16 protein-coding genes are annotated in these 20,632 nt (G+C 70.9%); 2 read left to right on the plus strand and 14 right to left on the minus strand.

The window, feature by feature from the left end:
- Positions 1-159: 159 nt before the first annotated feature.
- The 12 genes from ACIQ7D_RS26520 to ACIQ7D_RS26575 form a co-directional block, all read right to left on the minus strand.
- Positions 160-495, minus strand: coding sequence for an RNA polymerase-binding protein RbpA (locus tag ACIQ7D_RS26520; protein ID WP_078854845.1), 336 nt, complete (start codon positions 493-495; stop codon positions 160-162).
- A gap of 222 nt (positions 496-717) precedes the next feature.
- Positions 718-948: a preprotein translocase subunit SecG gene (secG, locus tag ACIQ7D_RS26525; protein WP_030353663.1), complete on the minus strand. Its 231-nt coding sequence runs from the start codon at positions 946-948 to the stop codon at positions 718-720.
- A 221-nt stretch (positions 949-1,169) separates the two neighbouring features.
- Positions 1,170-1,964, minus strand: a complete 795-nt coding sequence (gene tpiA / locus ACIQ7D_RS26530) for a triose-phosphate isomerase (protein WP_403941522.1) — start codon at positions 1,962-1,964, stop codon at positions 1,170-1,172.
- Positions 1,965-1,971: 7 nt separating this feature from the next.
- The gene (locus ACIQ7D_RS26535) at positions 1,972-3,183 is read right to left on the minus strand and encodes a phosphoglycerate kinase (protein WP_403941523.1); all 1,212 of its coding nucleotides are present in this window, start codon (positions 3,181-3,183) and stop codon (positions 1,972-1,974) included.
- Positions 3,184-3,318: 135 nt separating this feature from the next.
- On the minus strand, positions 3,319-4,323 hold the full coding sequence (gene gap, locus ACIQ7D_RS26540) for a type I glyceraldehyde-3-phosphate dehydrogenase (protein WP_403941525.1): 1,005 nt from the start codon (positions 4,321-4,323) through the stop codon (positions 3,319-3,321).
- A 191-nt stretch (positions 4,324-4,514) separates the two neighbouring features.
- Positions 4,515-7,478: a M14 family zinc carboxypeptidase gene (locus ACIQ7D_RS26545; protein WP_403941526.1), complete on the minus strand. Its 2,964-nt coding sequence runs from the start codon at positions 7,476-7,478 to the stop codon at positions 4,515-4,517.
- A 158-nt stretch (positions 7,479-7,636) separates the two neighbouring features.
- Positions 7,637-8,626 (minus strand): DNA-binding protein WhiA, encoded by a 990-nt coding sequence (gene whiA / locus ACIQ7D_RS26550; RefSeq protein WP_403941528.1) that lies wholly within the window; start codon positions 8,624-8,626, stop codon positions 7,637-7,639.
- The gene (gene yvcK / locus ACIQ7D_RS26555) at positions 8,617-9,651 is read right to left on the minus strand and encodes a uridine diphosphate-N-acetylglucosamine-binding protein YvcK (protein WP_403941530.1); all 1,035 of its coding nucleotides are present in this window, start codon (positions 9,649-9,651) and stop codon (positions 8,617-8,619) included. The genes whiA and yvcK overlap by 10 nt, the downstream gene beginning before the upstream one ends.
- Positions 9,648-10,586, minus strand: coding sequence for an RNase adapter RapZ (rapZ, locus tag ACIQ7D_RS26560; protein WP_384927090.1), 939 nt, complete (start codon positions 10,584-10,586; stop codon positions 9,648-9,650). The genes yvcK and rapZ overlap by 4 nt, the downstream gene beginning before the upstream one ends.
- On the minus strand, positions 10,579-12,756 hold the full coding sequence (gene uvrC / locus ACIQ7D_RS26565; RefSeq protein ID WP_403941533.1) for an excinuclease ABC subunit UvrC: 2,178 nt from the start codon (positions 12,754-12,756) through the stop codon (positions 10,579-10,581). The genes rapZ and uvrC overlap by 8 nt, the downstream gene beginning before the upstream one ends.
- A gap of 322 nt (positions 12,757-13,078) precedes the next feature.
- Positions 13,079-13,507, minus strand: a complete 429-nt coding sequence (locus ACIQ7D_RS26570; protein WP_403941535.1) for a Rieske (2Fe-2S) protein — start codon at positions 13,505-13,507, stop codon at positions 13,079-13,081.
- Between the two features lie 262 nt (positions 13,508-13,769).
- Positions 13,770-14,243, minus strand: a complete 474-nt coding sequence (locus tag ACIQ7D_RS26575; protein ID WP_403941537.1) for a MarR family winged helix-turn-helix transcriptional regulator — start codon at positions 14,241-14,243, stop codon at positions 13,770-13,772.
- Between the two features lie 181 nt (positions 14,244-14,424).
- Here ACIQ7D_RS26575 and ACIQ7D_RS26580 point away from each other — a divergent pair, with 181 nt between their 5' ends.
- On the plus strand, positions 14,425-15,651 hold the full coding sequence (locus ACIQ7D_RS26580) for a cytochrome P450 (protein ID WP_403941539.1): 1,227 nt from the start codon (positions 14,425-14,427) through the stop codon (positions 15,649-15,651).
- Positions 15,652-15,701: 50 nt separating this feature from the next.
- Here the strand turns inward: ACIQ7D_RS26580 and ACIQ7D_RS26585 are convergent, their stop codons facing one another.
- On the minus strand, positions 15,702-16,634 hold the full coding sequence (locus ACIQ7D_RS26585) for an alpha/beta hydrolase (RefSeq protein ID WP_403941541.1): 933 nt from the start codon (positions 16,632-16,634) through the stop codon (positions 15,702-15,704).
- A gap of 65 nt (positions 16,635-16,699) precedes the next feature.
- Positions 16,700-19,702: an excinuclease ABC subunit UvrA gene (gene uvrA / locus ACIQ7D_RS26590; RefSeq protein ID WP_403941543.1), complete on the minus strand. Its 3,003-nt coding sequence runs from the start codon at positions 19,700-19,702 to the stop codon at positions 16,700-16,702.
- Between the two features lie 229 nt (positions 19,703-19,931).
- Here uvrA and ACIQ7D_RS26595 point away from each other — a divergent pair, with 229 nt between their 5' ends.
- Positions 19,932-20,618: a maleylpyruvate isomerase family mycothiol-dependent enzyme gene (locus ACIQ7D_RS26595; RefSeq protein ID WP_403941544.1), complete on the plus strand. Its 687-nt coding sequence runs from the start codon at positions 19,932-19,934 to the stop codon at positions 20,616-20,618.
- Positions 20,619-20,632 lie beyond the last annotated feature (14 nt).

Raw genomic sequence — 20,632 nt, forward strand, 5'->3', positions numbered from 1 at the left:
CACTGACAATGCCGCCGGCCATCGCGTGGAGTCGTACCGGCGGCGAAGTGGAGCCGTACCGGCGGCGAAAGGGCGGGGACGCGGGAAAAACGGTTCGGCCGGACACGTGCCACGTGTCCGGCCGGAAAAGGTGCGGTACCGGAAGCGGTACCCGCGGTTCTAGAGTTCGCCGCGCAGTTTGGCGAGGGCTTCGGCGAGAATCGCCTCGCCGTCCGCGTCGCTGCGCCGCTCCCGCACATAAGCCAGATGGGTCTTGTACGGCTCGGTACGCGGCGGGTCCGGCGGATTGTCCCGGTCCTGACCGGCCGGGAATCCGCAGCGCGGGCAGTCCCACGTCTCCGGAACCTGTGCGTCACTGGCGAAGCTCGGCACCGTCTCGTGCCCGTTCGAGCACCAGAAGGAGATGCGCAGGCGGGGCGCGGACTCGCCGCGCTCGGCCTCACCCATCGGCCCCGCTCCGACCCGGCTTCCCCGGATCGCGTTGCCACTTGCCACGGTCGTAACTCCCTGCGTGATGGTGCCGCAAAGCATCGGTAGGCAGCTCCGCTGCCGGGCGCCCCAGTCTACGTAAGGCCCAACGCGCGTCCAGTGAAGGGAGTTACCCTCCTGCCGCCGGTCGCGCGACCCATGATAGGCCGCGCCCGCCGGGCCGTACCGCAGCCGTACCCGGCGCGGGCCCCCGGGCACGCGAGCCCGGCAAGATCCACACGGGAGGCCCTAGCTGTCCAGCTTGAGGACGAGCCCCAGCACGACGATGCACGCGAACCAGAGCAGCCCGACCACCACGGTGATGCGGTCGAGGTTGCGCTCGGCGACCGAGGAGCCGCCGACGGAGGACTGCATTCCGCCACCGAACATGTCGGAGAGTCCGCCGCCCTTTCCCTTGTGCATCAGCACCAGCAGCATCAGCAGCAGGCTGAAGACGATGAGGGCGATCGAGAACCCCATAACCACGGCTGGACCAACTTCCTCGGACTGATCGACCTGACGGGATCGATCTGATCGACCGGATCAACCGGATCGAACTGACAGGATCAACAGGACTGATTATCGGCAGAACGCATAAAGCATAAAGAACGGCGGGGGCCGGGTGACATCTTCCGCAATACCGCACCGGAAATGCCCACTCGACCCCCGCCAGGGTACGACGGATCCGCGCCCCCGCATACTTACTGGTCGCGGAACCTGACGATCTTGACGAACTCGTCGGTGTCCAGCGCCGCGCCGCCCACCAGGGCGCCGTCCACATCGGGCTGCGCCATGATCGCGGCGACATTCCCGGACTTCACCGAGCCGCCGTACTGGATCCGGACCCCGTCGGCCAGCTCCCGCGAGTACAGCTCGGCCAGCCGGGCGCGGATCGCCCCGCAGACCTCCTGCGCGTCCTCGGGGGTGGCGACCTCGCCGGTGCCGATGGCCCACACCGGCTCGTACGCGATCACCACGGACTCGGCCTGCTCGGCCGGGACGTCCTTGAGGCCGCCGTCGAGCTGCGCGAGCGTGTACGAGACCTGGTCACCGGCCTTGCGGATGTCCAGGCCCTCGCCGACGCAGAGGATCGGGGTCAGGCCGTGCTTGTACGCGGCCTTCACCTTCGCGTTGCAGACCTCGTCGGTCTCGGCGTGGTACTGGCGGCGCTCGGAGTGGCCGACGGCCACGTAGGAGCACTTCAGCTTGGCCAGCATGGGGCCCGAGATCTCGCCGGTGTACGCACCGGAGTCGTGCGCCGAGATGTCCTGGGCGCCGTACTTGATCTTGAGCTTGTCGCCGTCGACCAGCGTCTGCACGGAGCGCAGATCGGTGAAGGGCGCCAGTACGGCGACCTCGACGGCGTCGTGGTCCTTGTCGCTCAGCGCGAAGGCGAGCTTCTGGACATGGGCGATGGCCTCAAGGTGGTTGAGGTTCATCTTCCAGTTGCCCGCCATCAGCGGGGTACGGCCGGTCTTCTCTGTCGAAGCGGTCATGAGGTGTTCAGTCCTCCAGTGCGGCGAGGCCGGGAAGCGTCTTGCCTTCGAGGTATTCGAGGCTGGCGCCGCCACCGGTCGAGATGTGGCCGAATGCCTTCTCGTCGAAGCCCAGGATCCGGACGGCGGCGGCGGAGTCGCCGCCGCCGACGACCGAGAAGCCCGGGGAGTCGACGAGCGCCTGGGCGACGGCCTTGGTGCCCTCGGCGTAGTCGGGGTGCTCGAAGACGCCCATGGGACCGTTCCAGAAGACGGTCGCCGCGTCGGCGAGCTTCGAGGCGTACAGCCGGCCGGTCTCGGGGCCGATGTCCAGGCCCATCTGTCCGGCCGGGATGGCGTCCGCGGCCACGGTGGCGGGGTGCGCGGGCGCCTTGGCCTTGAGGTCCGGGAACTCCGCGGCGACCAGGACGTCGACGGGGAGCACGAACTCCACGCCGCGCTCCTCGGCCCGCTTGAGGTAGCCCTGGACGGCCGGGATCTGGTCCTCCTGGAGCAGCGAGTTGCCGATCTCGTGGCCCTGCGCCTTCAGGAAGGTGTAGGCCATGCCGCCGCCGATGAGGATACGGTCGGCCTTCTCCAGCAGGTGGTCGATGACGCCGAGCTTGTCGGAGACCTTGGCGCCGCCGAGGACGACGGCGTACGGCCGCTTCACGTCGTCGGTGAGCCGCTTCAGGACGCCGACCTCGGTGGCGATGAGCCCGCCCGCGGCGTGCGGCAGCCGGGCCGGGAGGTCGTAGACGGAGGCGTGCTTGCGGTGCACGGCCCCGAAGCCGTCGCCCACGTACAGGTCGGCCAGCGCGGCGAGTTGGTCGGCGAAGGCGCCGCGCTCGGCGTCGTCCTTCGCGGTCTCGCCCGGGTTGAAGCGGAGGTTCTCGACGACGGCGACCTGACCGTCGGCGAGCGCGTCCACGGTCGCCCGGGCGGACGCGCCGACCGTGTCGGTCGCGAAGGCCACCTCGGTGCCCAGGAGCTCACCGAGGCGCGCGGCGGCGGGGGCGAGCGAGAAGGCGGGGTCCGGGGCGCCCTTGGGGCGGCCCAGGTGCGAGGCGACGATCACCCGGGCGCCGGCCTCGGCGAGCCGGGCGACCGTCGGCTGTACGGCGCGGATACGGCCGTCGTCGGTGATGGTGGTGCCGTCGAGCGGCACGTTCAGGTCGGCACGGACGAATACGCGCCGGCCGGCGACCCCTGCTGCGAGGAGTTCGTCGATCGTCTTCACTGCTGCTGGGCTCCTTGGGATCTCTGGACAGACAGACCAACAGGGCTCGAACAGCGCCATCTGTGCGCCGACCGAGCCCTGTCACTCATATCGAGGTGCCTGCGCCTGCCGGCGCCGAACTCACGGGCCCTGGGATCAGAGCCGGCCGCCGACGAAGACGGTCAGGTCGACCAGACGGTTGGAGTAGCCCCACTCGTTGTCGTACCAGCCGATGATCTTCACGCTCTTGCCCTGGACCATGGTCAGGGAGGAGTCGAACGTGCAGGAGGCCGGCCAGTTGACGATGTCCGAGGAGACGATCGGGTCCTCGGTGTAGTCCAGGTAGCCCTTCAGCTCACCCTGGGAGGCCTTCAGGAAGGCGGCGTTGACCTCTTCCTTGGTCACCACACGCTCCGTCTCGACGACCAGGTCGGTGACGGACCCCGTCGGGACGGGGACCCGCATCGCCATGCCGTTGAGCTTGCCGGCCAGCTCCGGGATGACCAGCCCGAGCGCCTTGGCCGCGCCGGTGCTCGCCGGAATGATGTTCTCGGCGGCGGCACGGGCCCGGCGCAGGTCCTTGTGCGGGAAGTCCTGGAGACGCTGGTCGCTGGTGTAGGCGTGGACCGTGGTCATCAGACCCGAGACGACGCCGAAGTTCTCCAGCAGGACCTTGGCCATCGGCGCCACACAGTTGGTGGTACAGGAGGCGTTGGAGATGATGTGGTGGTTGGCCGCGTCGTACTTGTCCTCGTTGACACCCAGCACGATCGTGATGTCCTCGTCGGAGGCCGGAGCCGAGATGAGGACCTTCTTGGCGCCGCCCGCGATGTGCTTCTCGGCGTCGGCCTTCTTGGTGAAGATGCCGGTCGACTCGATGACGATGTCGACGCCCAGCTCACCCCAGGGGATGTCGGCCGGGTTGCGCTCGGAGAGCACCTTGATGGTGTGACCGTCGACGGTGATCGTGTCGGCGGTGTGGGTCACCTCGGCCTTGAGGCGGCCCAGGATGGTGTCGTACTTCAGCAGATGCGCGGTGGTCGCGGTGTCACCCAGGTCGTTGACAGCCACGATCTCGATGTCTGCACCCTGCTCCAGCAGCGCGCGGAAGTAGTTACGACCGATGCGGCCAAAGCCGTTGATGCCTACGCGGATCGTCACGAACCGATCTCCTCGTTGGTACGCCGGTTTTCGACGCCGGCGAGTTGTATGGGATGTCCCCGACCGCTTATGACCCTACCTCTCCACGGCCTGGCTGGTGACATCGAGTGCCCAGGGAAACCGGCGGCGTCCGCCGGCGGCCCGTGCCCGTACCGGCGGCCGCAACGCCGGTACGGGCACGGGCCGCGCGATCAGCGCCGGAGCGAGCGCAGCGCCCTGTCGAGGAGCGCGGTGCGCTCCCCCTCGTCGGCCAGGTGCTCCAGGCCGAATCCGAGGAGCACGGTGTCACGCGTGGTGACGGAGGCGTACGAGGCGAAGAGCGTCCGGGAGCGCGCCCAGTCCCCCGCGACGGCCGGGGATCCGGCCGGCGGGCCCGGCACGGTCCAGGCGCCGAGCGAGGTCTCGAAGCCCTCGGTCTCGCGCTCGGCCCCGCCCACGGCCAGGCGCGCGTCGTCCGCGAAGACGCCGCGCCCGCCGCTGCCGGGGTCGGTGACGTAGCTCAGCGACAGCTCGGCCTTCGTGCCCGCGTAGGCGCTCAGGTCGAAGGAGACCTGCTGCCAGCCGTCGGAGGCGCCGGTGAGGCTGTTCCAGGCGCCGCTGGTGCCGGTGGCGGCGCAGCCGTCGGCACCGAGGGTCAGGTAGCGGCCGAGGAAGGGGTGGGCCTGGAGGAGGAAGCCCGCCTCGCACTCGGCGGGTACGGCGGTGCTGCTCGCGCCACCGGCCTCGGGCAGCGTGGTCCAGTCCTCGCCGCCGCTGGTGCGGGCCTCCAGGAGGGCGTGGTCGTACCCCTTCTCCGTGTTCCAGTTGAGCGCGAGGCGCAGCTCGGGCCGGTCGGCCGCGCTGACACCGGTGAGGTCGACGGTGCGGGTGAGGCGGCGCCAGGCGTTGTCCTGGTGGGCGGTGGCGGCCATCCACTGGCCCGCGTAGGGGGCGTACGGGTTGCTGACGCCCGCGTACGAGCCGGACTGGGCGCTGCTGAACTGCGGATACGTCGCCGGGTCCAGCGTGTCGGAGGTGATGGTGTACGCGCCCACCGGGTTCAGCGGGCTGCCGGGCAGGGCGGTCAGCGCGCCGTTCGCGCCGGTGAGCGCTCCCGCGCCGGTGAAGCCGGTGGCTCCGGGGGTGGCGGTCCTGCCGTACGCGCCCAGGTAGTACTGGCTGAAGTCGTTGGTGGCGGCGCGGCCGATCTGGGCGTTGCCGCCGGCGAGCCGGCCGGCCTCGATCAGCTTGCCGCCCTCGTTGAGGAAGGCGCGCAGGGCGAGCTGGGTGGCGCCGCCGGGCGCCGCGGCGCCGGTGTAGTGGACGGCGGCGGAGAAGTGGCCGAGGACGCCGAGCGGATGCGGAGCGCCCTGGGTGGCGACGTCCCAGACGGCGGCGGTACGGCCGCTCGCGCGCAGGGCGTCGGTGTAGGCGGCCGTCCGCTGGGCGGGGGCGCCCTCCTCGGCGATCACGAGGGTGTCGGCGCGGGGGCGTTCGGCGACGGTGTAGCGGAAGTGCTCGCTGGAGGTGGGCTTCCCGGCCGCCGTGCGCGCGGTGAACCAGATCTCGACCGTGTCACCCGTACGAGCGGTTCCGGTCGTGCCCCGGTACTCGTCGAAGTGAAGGTTGTCCTCCCCGCCGTAGGTCTCGCCGCCCTTCCAGGCGTGGAGCTTGCCGGTCTGGGTGCGGCCGCCGTTGACGCGGTACTTCAGCTCTTTGTTCCGCAGCGCCTTGCGGACGGTGACGGAGACCTCCTGGCCCGTGCCGCGCGCGTACGAGGTGGTGAAGGGGTCGGGCGTGAAGTCGGGGGCGGTGAGGCCGACCGAGGAGGACGGCAGGTCGGGGTGGGCGGCGGTCTCGGCGACGGAGAGCGCGAAGGGGATGTTCTTGGCGAACTCGCCCTGGATCAGCTTCTCGTCGTCGGGGAAGTTGAAGCCGGAGCGGCAGTCCTTCGCCTCCCAGGCGTCGTTCGGGTCGAGCCCGGACGCGGTCTGGCAGGTCGTCATCTCCGGGGTGAACATCATCGTGCCGTTGACGTTCGCGGCGTGCCCGTCGGCCTCGCCGTTGGTGGTGTACAGCTCGGAGGAGACCTGCGGGTAGTAGCCGGGGACCGCCGGGTTCTCCGGGGTGCCCGCGAGCGCCTTGTAGAGCACGTCGTCGGGGGTGGGGGTGGCGACCTGCCAGCCGACGCCGTAGAGCAGCAGTTCGGCGGCGGAGTGGTAGTTGATGCCGTAGTCGAAGCCGATGCGCTTCTGGAAGCGGTCGAGCGCGGTGGTCTCCGGCTCCGAGCCGGGTCCCGCGCCGCGGTAGGTCTCACTGGCCGGGCGGGGTGACGAACCCTCGTCGTCATAGCCCCACTTGTAGGGGAAGTTCCGGTTGAGGTCGACGCCGTCGCCGGGGGTGATCTGCCCGTCGCCGTTGACGTCACGGAGGTTCTTGCGCCAGAGCCGGTTGGTCTCGGAGCTGTGGGTGAAGTCGTAGCCGTCCGGGTTGGCGGAGAGGACGAACCACAGCTCGGTGGAGTCGACGATCTTCGTGATCCGCCGGTCCTTGCCGTAGTTGTCGATGTAGTGGTGCATCAGCCGGCGGGTCATCTCGGGAGTGATCCACTCCCGGGCGTGCTGGTTGGACATGTACAGCACGGACGGCTTGGCGCCGTCCTTGGTGGTCCGCGCGCCCTTGCTGAGCTTGAGGGCGAGGATGTCCTGGCCGCGCAGGGTCTTGCCGAGGGAGACGACCTTGGCTATCCGGGGGTTGGCCTGCCCGGTGGCGACGATCTCCTCCTGGAGGTTGCCCGTGCCGCTGTACGGGCGGAACACCCCGTCCCCGGCGGCCCGCAGCCGCCCGGCGGTCCCGGCGGACACCGTGCGCTCCGTGACGGGGACGCCCTGCCGCTCCAGGTCGTGCGCCTGGGCGTCGGTGAGGAAGACCTCGACCTTCGCCGTGCCCTTCTCGGGGGCCCGTTCGCTCAGTTCATGGGCGTCCTGGCCGGCCGAGAGGAGCAGGGGTACCTGCTCCTCGGTGACCTCGGCGTCGAAGACCTTCACCGCGTCGGCGGCGGTCCCTTTCCCGCCCGGCGCGCCGGGCGCCGGCTCCGCCTGGGCGGCGGTGGCCGCCGACGTCCCGCCCAGCAGCAGCGCGCCCGCCACCAGGATCGATCCCGCTCTTCGTCTCATGTGCCCCTCTTGCCGTAGCTGTCATGTCCCTGGACAGACGTCAGGCTTGCGAGGCCGCATGATCATGTCAAGGGTGCCTCAAGGGGCCGTAAAATACCTGCTGCCGGCACCTTTCGGTACCGGCAGCGGTGGCGCGCGGGAGCACGGGCCCCGCCCGGCTACCCGACGAGGCCGTCGGCCAGTTCCTCGCTCAGATTGGACTCCGTACCCGGGACCCCCAGGTCCTGCGCCCGCTTGTCGGCCATCGCCAGCAGCCGTCTGATCCGCCCCGCGACCGCGTCCTTCGTCAGCGGCGGGTCGGCGAGCGCCCCCAGCTCCTCCAGGGACGCCTGCTTGTGCTCCATACGGAGCCGGCCCGCGGCGGCCAGATGTTCGGGCACCTCCTCGCCCAGGATCTCCAGCGCGCGCTGCACCCGGGCCCCGGCGGCCACCGCCGCGCGGGCGGAGCGGCGCAGGTTCGCGTCGTCGAAGTTGGCGAGCCGGTTGGCCGTGGCCCGGACCTCGCGGCGCATCCGCCGCTCCTCCCAGGCGAGCACCGACTCGTGCGCGCCGAGCCGGGTGAGCAGCGCGCCGATCGCGTCGCCGTCCCGTACGACCACCCGGTCCACCCCGCGCACCTCGCGCGCCTTGGCGGCGATCTGGAGCCTGCGGGCCGCGCCGACCAGTGCGAGGGCCGCCTCCGGGCCCGGGCAGGTCACCTCCAGCGAGGAGGAGCGGCCGGGCTCCGTGAGGGAGCCGTGCGCCAGGAACGCGCCGCGCCAGGCGGCCTCCGCGTCACAGGTGGCCCCCGAGACCACCTGGGGCGGCAGCCCTCTGATCGGGCGTCCCCGGCCGTCGACCAGGCCGGTCTGACGAGCGAGCTGGTCACCGCCCGTAATCACCCGTACGACGTAACGGCTGCCGCGGCGCAGCCCGCCGGGAGCCATCACCACGAGCTCGGAGTTGTGTCCGAAGATCTCCAGGATGTCCTTGCGGAGCCGGCGCGCGGCGATGCTGGTGTCCAGCTCCGCCTCGATCACGATGCGCCCGCTCACCAGGTGCAGCCCGCCCGCGAACCGAAGGATCGCCGAGACCTCCGCCTTCCTGCAGCACGTCCGGGTGACGGGGAGGCGGGCGATCTCGTCCTTCACCGCTGGCGTCATCGCCATGGGCCGATCCTTCCATGCATCCGAAAAATACGGTCGTACGCGGCTGCCAGCAGCTCCGGGTCGTGCTTGGGGGAACTGCCGGTGGCTGCCACCGGCGCCAGCTCGACGGCGGCACCGAACCGTTTGGCGGCATCGGAGAGAGATTCGCTGTCGGGCACGGCGGCCTCGTCGGCCAGCACCACGTCCAAGGCGAGTTTAGGGGCGTGTCGCCCCAAAACCTCCAAATGACGCTGCGGTGAGAAGCCATCGGTTTCGCCGGGTTGCGGTACGAGGTTCAGCGAGAGGACCCGGCGGGCCTTCGTCTCGACGAGCGCGTCGAGCAGTTCGGGCACCAGGAGGTGCGGGATCACCGAGGAGAACCAGGAACCAGGACCGAGCACCACCCAGTCGGCGTCCAGGACGGCGGCGACCGCCTCGGGGACCGCCGGCGGGTCGTTCGGCACGAGGTGGACGGACTGCACCTCACCCCGGGTGAGCGCGACGGTCGCCTGGCCGCGCACCGTCTCGATCTCGTCCGGGCGCGCCGGGTCGTGCCCCCGTACCAGGGCCTGGAGCTCCAGCGGTACGGCGGACATGGGCAGCACCCGGCCGTGCGCGCCGAGGAGCTTGCCGACCAGGTCCAGGGCCTGGACATGGTCGCCGAGCTGTTCCCAGAGCGCGACGATCAGCAGATTGCCGACCGCGTGCTCGTGCAGGTCGCCCTGGGACTGGAAGCGGTGCTGGATCACCCTGGCCCAGGTCTGGCCCCAGTCGTCGTCGCCGCAGAGCGCGGCGAGGGCTTTGCGCAGGTCACCGGGGGGCAGCACCCCCAGCTCCTCGCGGAGCCGGCCGCTGGAGCCGCCGTCGTCGGCCACCGTGACGACCGCCGTGAGGTCGCCGGTGATCCGGCGCAGCGCGGCGAGGGAGGCGGAGAGCCCCATACCGCCGCCGAGCGCGACCACCTTGGGCTGGGCGGCCGGTCCGCGCCCCGACAGCGCGGGGATGCCCCGGCGCAGCCGGCGCAGCCGGAAGGTGCGTCCGGTCACTCGCGCCCCATGTCCCGGTGGACGACGACGGTCTCCATGCCCTCGGAGACGAGGCGGGCGGCGAGCTTCTCGGACATGGCGACGGAGCGGTGCTTGCCGCCCGTACACCCCACGGCGACGGTCACGTAGCGCTTGCCCTCGCGCCGGTATCCGGCGGCGATGAGCTGCAGCAGCTCGGTGTAGCGGTCGAGGAACTCCTTGGCGCCCGGCTGGTTGAAGACGTACGCGGAGACCTCGTCGTTGAGCCCGGTGAAGGGGCGCAGCTCGGGGACCCAGTGCGGGTTGGGGAGGAAGCGGCAGTCCACCACCAGGTCGGCGTCGACCGGCAGGCCGTACTTGTAGCCGAAGGACATGACGGTGGCCCGCAGCTCCGGCTTCTCGTCGCCGGCGAACTGGGCGTCCATCTTGGCGCGCAGCTCGTGGACGTTGAGGCTGGAGGTGTCGATCACGAGGTCGGCGTCGCCGCGCAGCTCCCTGAGCAGGTCGCGCTCGGCCTCGATGCCGTCGACGATCCGGCCGTCGCCCTGGAGGGGGTGCGGGCGGCGTACGGACTCGAAGCGGCGCACCAGCGCCTCGTCGGAGGACTCCAGGAAGACGATCCGCCGGGTGACCTCCTTGGCGTCCAGGTCCGCCAGCGACTCGCGGAGGTTGTCGAAGAAGCGCCGGCCGCGGACGTCCACGACGACGGCGATCCGTGCCACATTGCCCTGCGAGCGGGCGCCGAGCTCCACCATGGTGGGGATCAGCGCGGGCGGCAGGTTGTCCACGACGAACCAGCCGAGGTCCTCCAGGCACTTCGCCGCCGTGCTGCGGCCCGCGCCCGACATGCCGGAGATGATCACCAGCTCGGGGATGGCCGCCTCGACGGCCTCGCCGTTCTCCTTCGTGGTGCCCGTACTCACGTGCCCTGCTCCGTCCCGGTCGTGCTCAGTCATGCGTGGTGCCCCCGTCGTCTTCCATGATCTCTCCTGTCGCCGTGTTCACGGCGGGTGCCGCCGGAGCCGCCGCGGCCAGGGCCACGGCGACGGACTCGGCCGTCTTACGGCCCACTCCCGGCACCTCGCAGATCTGGTCGATTGTCGCCTGCCGGAGCCGCTTCACCGAGCCGAAATGCTTGATGAGTGCCTGTTTACGGGACTCGCCGAGGCCCGCGACATCGTCCAGCGGGCTTGTCCTGACCCGTTTGGCCCGCTTCGCCCGCTGGTACGTGATGGCGAAGCGGTGCGCCTCGTCCCGTACCCGCTGGAGGAGGTAGAGGCCCTCGCTGGAGCGGGGCAGCACCACGGGGTCGCTCTCGTCGGGCAGCCAGACCTCTTCGAGGCGCTTGGCGAGGCCACAGACGGCGACGTCGTCGATGCCCAGCTCGTCCAGGGCCCGCTTGGCCGCGGCGACCTGCGGCTGTCCGCCGTCGACCACCAGGAGCTGGGGCGGATAGGCGAAGCGCTTGGGCCTGCTGTCCTCCTCCGTGAGAGGTTCCGGCTCTGCGGGGAACCCCGGCTCCGGCGCTCCGGCCTGCGGCTCCGGTTCTCCCCCGGTCCGCTGTTCCGGCTGCGCCTCGGTCCGCTGCCTTGGCTCTTCCCCGTCCCGCTGTCCGGGCTCTTGCCCATCCCGCTGTCCGGGCTCTTCCCCCGACTGCTGTTCGGCCTGCTCCGCCCACTCGCCGGTCTTCTCCTTCTCCAGGAGGTAGCGGCGGAAGCGGCGGCTGATCACCTCGTGCATCGACCGGACGTCGTCCTGGCCCTCGCCGTGCCAGACCTGGGTGTCGCCGACCCGGCCCTTGATCTGGAAGCGGCGGTACTCGCTCTTGCGGGCGAGGCCGTCCTCGAAGACCACCATGGAGGCCACGACGTCATCCCCTTGGAAGTGCGAGATGTCGTAGCACTCGATGCGCAGCGGCGCGCTGTCCAGGCCGAGCGCCTCGGAGATCTCCTCCAGGGCGCGGGAGCGGGTGGTGAGATCGCTGGCCCGCTTGGTCTTGTGCAGGACGAGGGACTGCTGGGCGTTGCGCCCCACCGTCGCCATCAGGTCCTTCTTGTCGCCGCGCTGCGGGATCCGCAGGGAGACCTGGGCGCCGCGGCGCTCGCTCAGCCACTCGGTGAGGGCCGTGGTGTCGGCGGGGTCCGCGGGCAGCGCGGGGACCAGCACCTCCTTGGGGACGGCGTCGCCGCGCTCCTCCCCGTAGAGCTGCTGGAGGGCGTGCTCGACGAGGCCCGCGGTGTCGACGGCCTCGACCTTGTCGGTGACCCAGCCGCGCTGGCCGCGGACCCGGCCGCCCCGTACGTGGAAGATCTGGACGGCGGCCTCCAGCTCGTCCTCGGCGACCGCGATCAGATCGGCGTCGGTGGCGTCGGCGAGCACGACGGCGTTCTTCTCCATCGCGCGGCGCAGCGCGCCTATGTCGTCCCGCAGCCGGGCCGCCCTCTCGTACTCCATCTCCTCGGCCGCCTCCGTCATCCGCTGTTCCAGGCGGCGGATGTAGGTGCCGGTGCGGCCGGCCATGAAGTCGCAGAACTCCTCGGCCAGTTCGCGGTGCTCCTCGGGAGTGACCCGGCCGACGCAGGGCGCCGAGCACTTGCCGATGTAGCCGAGGAGGCAGGGGCGGCCGGTGCGGGCCGCGTTCTTGAACACGCCGGCGGAGCAGGTCCGTACGGGAAAGACACGGAGCATCAGGTCGACGGTCTCGCGGATGGCCCAGGCGTGTCCGTACGGACCGAAGTAGCGCACGCCCTTCTTCTTGGCGCCGCGCATCACCTGGACGCGCGGGAACTCCTCGTTGAGCGTGACCGCGAGCGACGGATAGCTCTTGTCGTCGCGGTACTTGACGTTGAAGCGGGGGTCGAACTCCTTGATCCAGGAGTATTCGAGCTGCAGCGCCTCGACCTCGGTGGAGACGACGGTCCACTCGACGGAGGCGGCGGTGGTCACCATCGTGCGGGTACGCGGATGGAGACCCGCCAGGTCCTGGAAGTAGCTGGCGAGCCGCTGCCGGAGGCTCTTCGCCTTCCCGACGTAGATCACCCGGCGGTGTTCGTCGCGGAATTTGTAGACCCCCGGCGAGTCGGGGATCTGTCCCGGCTTGGGGCGGTAGCTGGAGGGGTCGGCCATGCACTCCACCCTACTGTCGGGGACCGACAGCGGACCTGGGTGCGACCTCCTGGAAGCGGCCCCCGATGACGCCGCGGCCAGGTTCCTGGACGAGTCATTCCGAAGTGGCGTCGTCCGCCCCTTGGGGCGGGCGGGGAGGTGTCAGGTGCACCGCACTCGCCACGCTCGCTCCGTCTCGGCGCATTGAACGGTCCTTCGGATGCCGAGCGCAGCCGCAAGGCGCAGGAGGGAAGCGACGCGGGAGCGTCGGTTCCCTCCTCCGCCTTGCGATCCACGGCACCGGAGCCCGCTCCCTGATCCAGCCAGATCCAAACGAAAGACCCTAGGCCTTGGGCCCCGCGACGAGCTTCCCGCCCTGCTCCGTGACGGGCACCTCGGGCAGCGGGACGGTGGCCGGGCCGTGCAGCACCTGGCCCGTCGTGACGTCGAACTTGCTGCCGTGACACGGGCAGTCACCCACCGTGCCCTCCAGCGACCCCAGCAGACAGCCCGCGTGGGTGCACTGCGCGCTGAACGCCTTGTACTGGCCCTTCGCCGGGCAGCTCACCACGACGCGCTGCTTCTTGTAGAGCTTGGCGCCGCCGACCGGCACGTCGGACGCCGCGCCCAGCTCGACCGGGGTGGTGGGCGTGGGGGTCTCGGCGTGGCCGAGCTTCGACTCGGTGGAGCAGGCCGCCACCCCCAGTCCGGCGACACCGGCGAGCGCGGCCCCCTTCAGCACGGTACGGCGAGGGGCGGGCGAGCCGGCCATGGTGTCTCCACTGGTCTGGGGGTCCGAACGGGCCGCCGGTGGCCTCCGGACGAGGTGAACGGGGTGCCGACGACATACATGACGATACCGGGGCTGTTCCGGCGGCCGTTCAGCGGCCGTCGTACGGGTCCCCGCCGGGCCCGGTCGGGCCGGGGACTCCGCCTCGGGGACTCCTGTCGCCGTGGGGACTCCCGCCGCCGTACAGCCTTCCGCCGCCGTACAGCCTCGCCGCCGCACAGCCTCCGCCGCTCCCCGGCGGCGCTCACCCCTGGCGACGGGCGCCGGAGATCCGGCGCAGCACCTCGATCGCGTGACCGATCCGCTCGGGCGCCACGCCCGCCAGGTTCTCCGCGAGCAGCGCCTGGGCCGCCCGGTCGAGCCGCGCGAGGGTGTCGAAACCCTTGCCGGTGGGCGCGATGCGCCGCGCCCGGCGATCCGCCGCCTCCTCCACGCGTACGACGAGTCCCTGCCGCTCCAACTCCCTGACCTGCCGCGTGACATGCGGGGCGCGGACGCCCAGCCGCTCCGCGATCCGGCCGATGCGCAGCGGCTCCCGCTCCTCCGCCAGCACGCGCAGCAGTGCGACGCCCGCCCGGTCGACCGGGGCTCCGGCCATGCTCACGAGCAGTTCGTGGGAGCGGGGCCGGGTGATGTCGTACGCAAGGGCGCTCAGCAGAACCTGCAGTTCGGCGATGCGGGCGGTGGCGTCGCGCTCGCGGGCAGGGGAACCGTCCATCCGCCCCATCATGCCGGTTCCGGATGGCCGAAGAAGCACTTGCCCCATACACGCATCCGGACTAGAAAGTACTTCGGGTAACTAACCTTCAATGTTGACGGGCCCCGTCCCGTGAGGAGGGTTCCATGCGCATCCAGACCGATCAGAACAGGTGTCGCGCCGCCGCTCCGGGAGACGCGGCATGACCGAGACCGCCGCTCCCGCCGTTCCCGCCTTCCCCTACCGCCGCGCGGCCGGCTGCCCCTTCGACCCGCCGCCGCAGTACGCGGAGCTGCGCAAGGAGGCGCCCGTCTCCCCGATCCGGCTGTGGAACGGCGCCGTGGCCTGGCTCCTCACCCGGTACGAGGACCAGCGCGCCGTACTCGCCGACCCGCGGTTCAGCTCGGACGTCACCCGTCCGGGCCATCCCGTACAGAGCGCGGGTGTCTTCGCCCGGCGCGACCCCGACCATCTGCCCTTCGTCGTCCAGGACGATCCCGAGCACCACCGCACGCGGCGGATGTTCACCGCGCACTTCACGGTCAAACGCGTCGCGACCATGAAGCCACGTATCCAGGAGGTCATCGATGATCTGCTGGACGCCATGGAGGCGGCGGGTCCGCCGGCCGACCTGGTGAGCGCGTTCGCCCTGCCGATGCCCTCGCTCGTCATCGGCGAACTCCTCGGCGTCCCTCGCGGGGATCACGGCCTCTTCCAGCGCGCCGCGCGCACCCTGGTCACCCTCGACAGCACACCGGAACAGGCCAGGGCCGCCGCCGGGGAACTCGCCGGGTATCTCGACGACCTGATCACCGTCAAGGACCGCGATCCGGCCGATGATCTGCTCAGCTCTCTGGTGGTGGAGCGGGTACGCACCGGTGAACTGGACCGGGCGCAGCTCGTCGAGAACGCGGTCCTGCTGCTGGGCGCCGGGCACGAGACCACCGCGAACATGACCGCCCTCGGCACCCTCGCCCTGCTCCACCACCCCGAACAGCTCGCCGTGGTACGGGACAGCGACGACCCCGCCCGGGTGGCCAACGCCGTGGAGGAGTTGCTGCGCTACCTCACCATCACCCACAGCGGGCGCCGCCGCGTGGCCACCGAGGACGTGGAGATCGCGGGCACGCTCATCCGCGCGGGCGAGGGCGTCGTCCTGGCCAACGACGCAGGCAACCGGGACGAGACCGTCTTCCCCGACCCGGACCGGCTCGACATCGACCGCCCGGGGGCGCGGCGCCACATGGCGTTCGGCCACGGCACCCACCAGTGCCTGGGCCAGAACCTGGCCCGTGCCGAGCTGCAACTCGCCTGTCCGGCGCTGCTGCGGCGCTTCCCCGGGCTGCGCACCACCGTCCCCGACAGCGCACTCCGCTTCAAGGAGGACATGCTCGTGTACGGCGTCCACGCGCTGCCCGTCGCCTGGTGAAGCCGCCGGCCGGTGGCGGACACCTGCCGGGGCCCGGCGGACGCCGGGGCTCAGCCGAGGAAGGCGGCGAGCGCCGCACGGAATCCCTCCGGATCCTCGGTCCACGGCAGGTGTCCGGCGCCGGCCAGGGTGGTCCTGGTCACCCGGGGCAGCGCCTGCTCCAGCGAGTCCACCGCCCAGCGGGGCCTGATGTCCAGCTCCCCGTCCACGATCAGTACGGGGACCTCCAGCGCCGCGCACCGTTCACGCGGTGCGCCGGTGGCGAGGCTCTGCGTCATCTCCGCGACCAGGGCGGTGTTGCACGGGTAGTTGACGCCCAGCCACGGGGTCGCCATCTCCTCGGCGTACTCCCGCGCGCGGTCCGGCGCGGCCTCGAAGTCCACCGACCACTGGAGGACGGCCAGTTCACGGTCCTCCTCCGGGGTACGGTCCGCGCCCCGGGCGTCCAGTTCCTCCCAGCGCCGCCGGTGCGCGCCCAGCTTCCGGCGGAAGGCGTCCTTGTAGTACGGGTGCCAGGTGGCGTCCTCGTCGATGCCCGTACCGGAGACGTAGACCAGCGCGCTGACCCGGTCGGGATGGGCCAGCGCGTAGCCGAGGGCGAGATGCGCGCCCCAGGAGTGGCCGAGCAGCGCCGTGCGCTCCAGGCCGAAGTGGCGCCGTACGGTGTCGAGGTCGGCCACGGAGCGGGCGGCGCTGTACGGCCCGGTGCGCTGGGAACGCCCGCAGCCGCGCTGGTCCCACCGGACGACCGGACCGCCGCCCGGCCCCCGGCCGCTCCGGTCGTCGTCCTGGCCACCCCGGCCGGCCCGTGCGTCCGGGGAGTCCCGGTCGGCCCGCGCGTCCGCCAGCAGTGCGGCCGGGGCCTCCAGGGTGTCCCAGAGGCCCGGGCCACCGTGGCAGAGGATCACGGGCCCGCCCGGCGCGTGCGCCGCCCGCGTGGCCCAGAGCCGTACTCCGTCGTCCGTGCGTACCGTCTCGTCCATCCCGCGGATTGTGCCGGACACGGGACGGACGGGACGGGCGTACACCGGAAGCCGGTGCCCGGGCCTCAGGAGCGGCGGGCCCCGGTGGCGGACTTCTTGGCCGGCGCCTTCTTGGCGGACACCGTCGTCCTGCCCGCTCCCGCCTTGGCCGCCGCCACCGCCTTCTTGGCGGCCGTCTTCCTCGCCGGCGCCTTCTTCGCGGGGGCCGCCGCGTCGCTGATCCGCTCGGCGTCCAGGATCTCCCGCAGGAACTTGCCGGTGTGGCTGGCCGGGACGCCCGCCACCTGCTCCGGGGTGCCCTCCGCGATGACCAGCCCGCCGCCGTTGCCGCCCTCGGGGCCCATGTCGACCACCCAGTCCGCCGTCTTGATGACGTCCAGGTTGTGCTCGATGACGATCACCGTGTTGCCCTTCTCGACCAGACCCGAGAGCACGGTGATCAGCTTGCTGATGTCCTCGAAGTGCAGACCCGTCGTGGGCTCGTCCAGCACGTAGACCGTACGGCCCGTGGAACGCTTCTGCAGTTCGCTCGACAGCTTCACCCGCTGCGCCTCACCACCGGAGAGGGTCGGCGCGGACTGGCCGAGCCGGACATAGCCGAGGCCGACCTCGTTGAGGGTCTTGAGGTGGCGCGAGATCGTCGGCACGGCCTCGAAGAAGTCCAGCGCCTCCTCGATCGGCATGTTCAGCACCTCGGCGATGGACTTGCCCTTGTAGTGGACCTCCAGCGTCTCCCGGTTGTAGCGGTCGCCGTGGCAGACCTCACAGGGGACGTAGACGTCCGGCAGGAAGTTCATCTCGATCTTGATCGTGCCGTCGCCCGAGCAGTTCTCGCAGCGGCCGCCCTTGACGTTGAAGGAGAAGCGACCCGGGAGGTAGCCGCGTACCTTCGCCTCCATGGTCTCCGCGAAGAGCTTGCGGACATGGTCGAAGACACCGGTGTACGTCGCCGGGTTGGAGCGGGGCGTACGGCCGATGGGCGACTGGTCGACATGGACCACCTTGTCGACCAGATCGTCCCCGTCGACCCGGGTGTGGCGCCCGGGGACCGACTTCGCGCCGTTCAGCTCACGGGCGAGATGCGTGTACAGGATGTCGTTGACCAGCGTCGACTTGCCGGACCCCGAGACGCCCGTGACCGCTGTGAACATCCCGAGCGGGAACGACACGTCGATGTCCCGGAGATTGTTCTCCCGGGCGCCGTGCACCGTGAGCCGCCGTACCGGGTCGACGGGCCGGCGCACGTCCGGGGTCGGGATGGACCGCTTGCCGGAGAGATATTGGCCGGTGACCGACTCCTTGTTGGCCAGCATCCCCTTCAAGGGCCCCGAGTGGACGACCTTGCCGCCGTGCTCACCCGCGCCGGGGCCGATGTCGACCACCCAGTCGGCCACCTTGATCGTGTCCTCGTCGTGCTCCACGACGATCAGGGTGTTGCCCATGTCACGCAGCCGGACCAGGGTTTCGATCAGCCGGTGGTTGTCCCGCTGGTGCAGCCCGATGGACGGCTCGTCCAGTACGTACAGCACGCCGACCAGACCGGAGCCGATCTGGGTGGCGAGCCGGATGCGCTGGGCCTCACCGCCGGAGAGGGTCCCCGCGGCGCGGTTCAGCGAGAGGTAGTCGAGGCCGACGTCGACCAGGAACCTCAGCCGCTCGTTGACCTCCTTGAGGACCCGTTCGGCGATCTGCTTGTCGCGCGCGTTGAGCGTGAGCCGGGCGAGGAAGTCGGCGCAGTCGCTGATCGACAGGGCGGAGACCTCGGCGATGGACTTGTCCATCACCGTGACGGCCAGGACGATCGGCTTGAGCCGGGTGCCCTCACAGGTCGGGCAGGGCACCTCGCGCATGTAGCCCTCGAAGCGCTCCCTGCTGGTGTCGCTCTCGGCCTCGGTGTGGCGCCGCTTGACGAAGGAGACGGCCCCTTCGAAGGCGGGGGTGGTGTAGGCGCGCTCCCGGCCGTACCGGTTGCGGTAGCGGACCTCGACCTGGGTCTTGTGGCCGTGGAGCAGAGCCTTCTTGGCGCGCTGCGGCAGCCCGGCCCAGGGGATGTCCGTACGGAAGCCGAGGGCCTTGGCGAGGCCGCCGATCATCCGGCCGAAGTACTCCTTGGTGTGGCCGTGGGACCAGGGGTGGATCGCGCCCTCGTCGAGGGACTTGTCCTCGTCGGGGACGATCAGCTCCGGGTCGACCTCCATGCGCGTACCGATGCCGGTGCAGTCGGGGCAGGCGCCGAAGGGCGAGTTGAAGGAGAAGGAGCGGGGCTCCAGCTCCTCGAAGGACAGATCGTCGTACGGGCAGTACAGGTGCTCCGAGTACATCCGCTCGCGCTCGGGATCGTCCTCGGGGAGGTCCACGAAGTCGAGCACGACCATGCCGCCGGAGAGCCCGAGCGCGGTCTCGACCGAGTCGGTCAGCCGGCGCTTGGCGCTGTCCTTCACCGTGAGACGGTCGACGACCACCTCGATGGTGTGCTTCTCCTGCTTCTTCAGCGTGGGCGGCTCGGTGAGCTGGATCGTCTGCCCGTCGACCCTCGCCCGGCTGTACCCCTTGGTCTGGAGGTCCGCGAAGAGGTCCACGAACTCGCCCTTGCGTTCGCGCACGAGCGGGGAGAGGACCTGGAAGCGGCTGCCCTCGGGCAGTTCGAGCACCCGGTCCACGATGGCCTGCGGAGACTGGCGGGAGATCGGCCGGGAGCACTCGGGGCAGTGCGGCTTGCCGATCCGGGCGAAGAGCAGCCGGAGGTAGTCGTAGACCTCGGTGATCGTGCCGACCGTGGAGCGCGGGTTGCGCGAGGTCGACTTCTGGTCGATGGAGACGGCCGGGGAGAGCCCTTCGATGAAGTCGACGTCCGGCTTGTCCATCTGGCCGAGGAACTGCCGGGCGTACGAGGAGAGCGACTCCACGTACCGGCGCTGCCCTTCGGCGAAGATCGTGTCGAACGCGAGGGAGGACTTACCCGATCCCGAGAGCCCGGTGAAGACGATGAGTGAGTCACGGGGCAGGTCGAGCGAGACGTTCTTGAGATTGTGCTCGCGCGCGCCACGGACGATGAGACGGTCGGCCACGCCGGTCCGCACCTTTCTGGAGAGAAGCAGAGGCTGAGCCCCCGACCCAGGGTACGGGGGACCGCCAAAACGGTGAATTCTGCGAGATACGGAACACCGGGCGCGGTCGTGCCACGCGGGGATTCCTCTTGGCCAGGATGCCTCTACCGAGCCTATAGCACGCGCATTCGATTTACGGCGGGGTTGTGCCCTCTTCACCCGAACGAGTGGCGGCGCTATCGTCGGCGCCATGATCGACCACGCGCGCGACCTGGAAGCAGTACGCGAAGCGACCGAGCGGCTTCTCGGCGCGGCCGCCGCCCTGGACAACGCCTCGGTCGCCGCGCCGTCACGGCTCCCGGGGTGGAGCCGCGGTCATGTCCTGGCGCATATCGCCAGGAACGCGGACGCACTGGTCAATGTCCTCGAAGGCCGGCCGATGTACCGGGACGCCGCGACCCGGGACGCGGACATCGAGCGGGACGCCCCGAGGCCGCTCGCCGTCCAGCTCGCCGACGTACGGGACTCGGGCGACCGCTTCCTGCGTGCCGCGGGGGTCCCCGCCGACTGGACCCGTGTGCTCACCTTGCGCAACGGGGTCACCGACGTGGCGGCCCGGGTGCCGTTCCGGCGGCTGGCCGAGATCGAGCTGCACCATGTCGACCTGGGGCTCGGCCGTACGCTCGAAGACCTGTCCGAGGAGTTCACCGGGCGGGAGATCGACTTCCTGGCGGAGCGCTTCGCCGGCCATGCCGAGGTCCCGCCGCTGACCCTGAGCGCGCCGGACGGACGCCACTGGCGGACCGGGTGCGAGGCGGGCACCCCGCTCCCCGTGACCGGCCCGGCTCCGGAGCTGATGGGCTGGCTCGCGGGCCGCCGCGACGGCACGGCCCTGACCACCCCGGCCGACGCCCTCCCCGTACTGCCAGCCCTCTAGACCCTGTCGCCCTG

The organism is Streptomyces sp. NPDC096310 (assembly GCF_044763125.1).
Classification (GTDB): Bacteria; Actinomycetota; Actinomycetes; order Streptomycetales; family Streptomycetaceae; genus Streptomyces.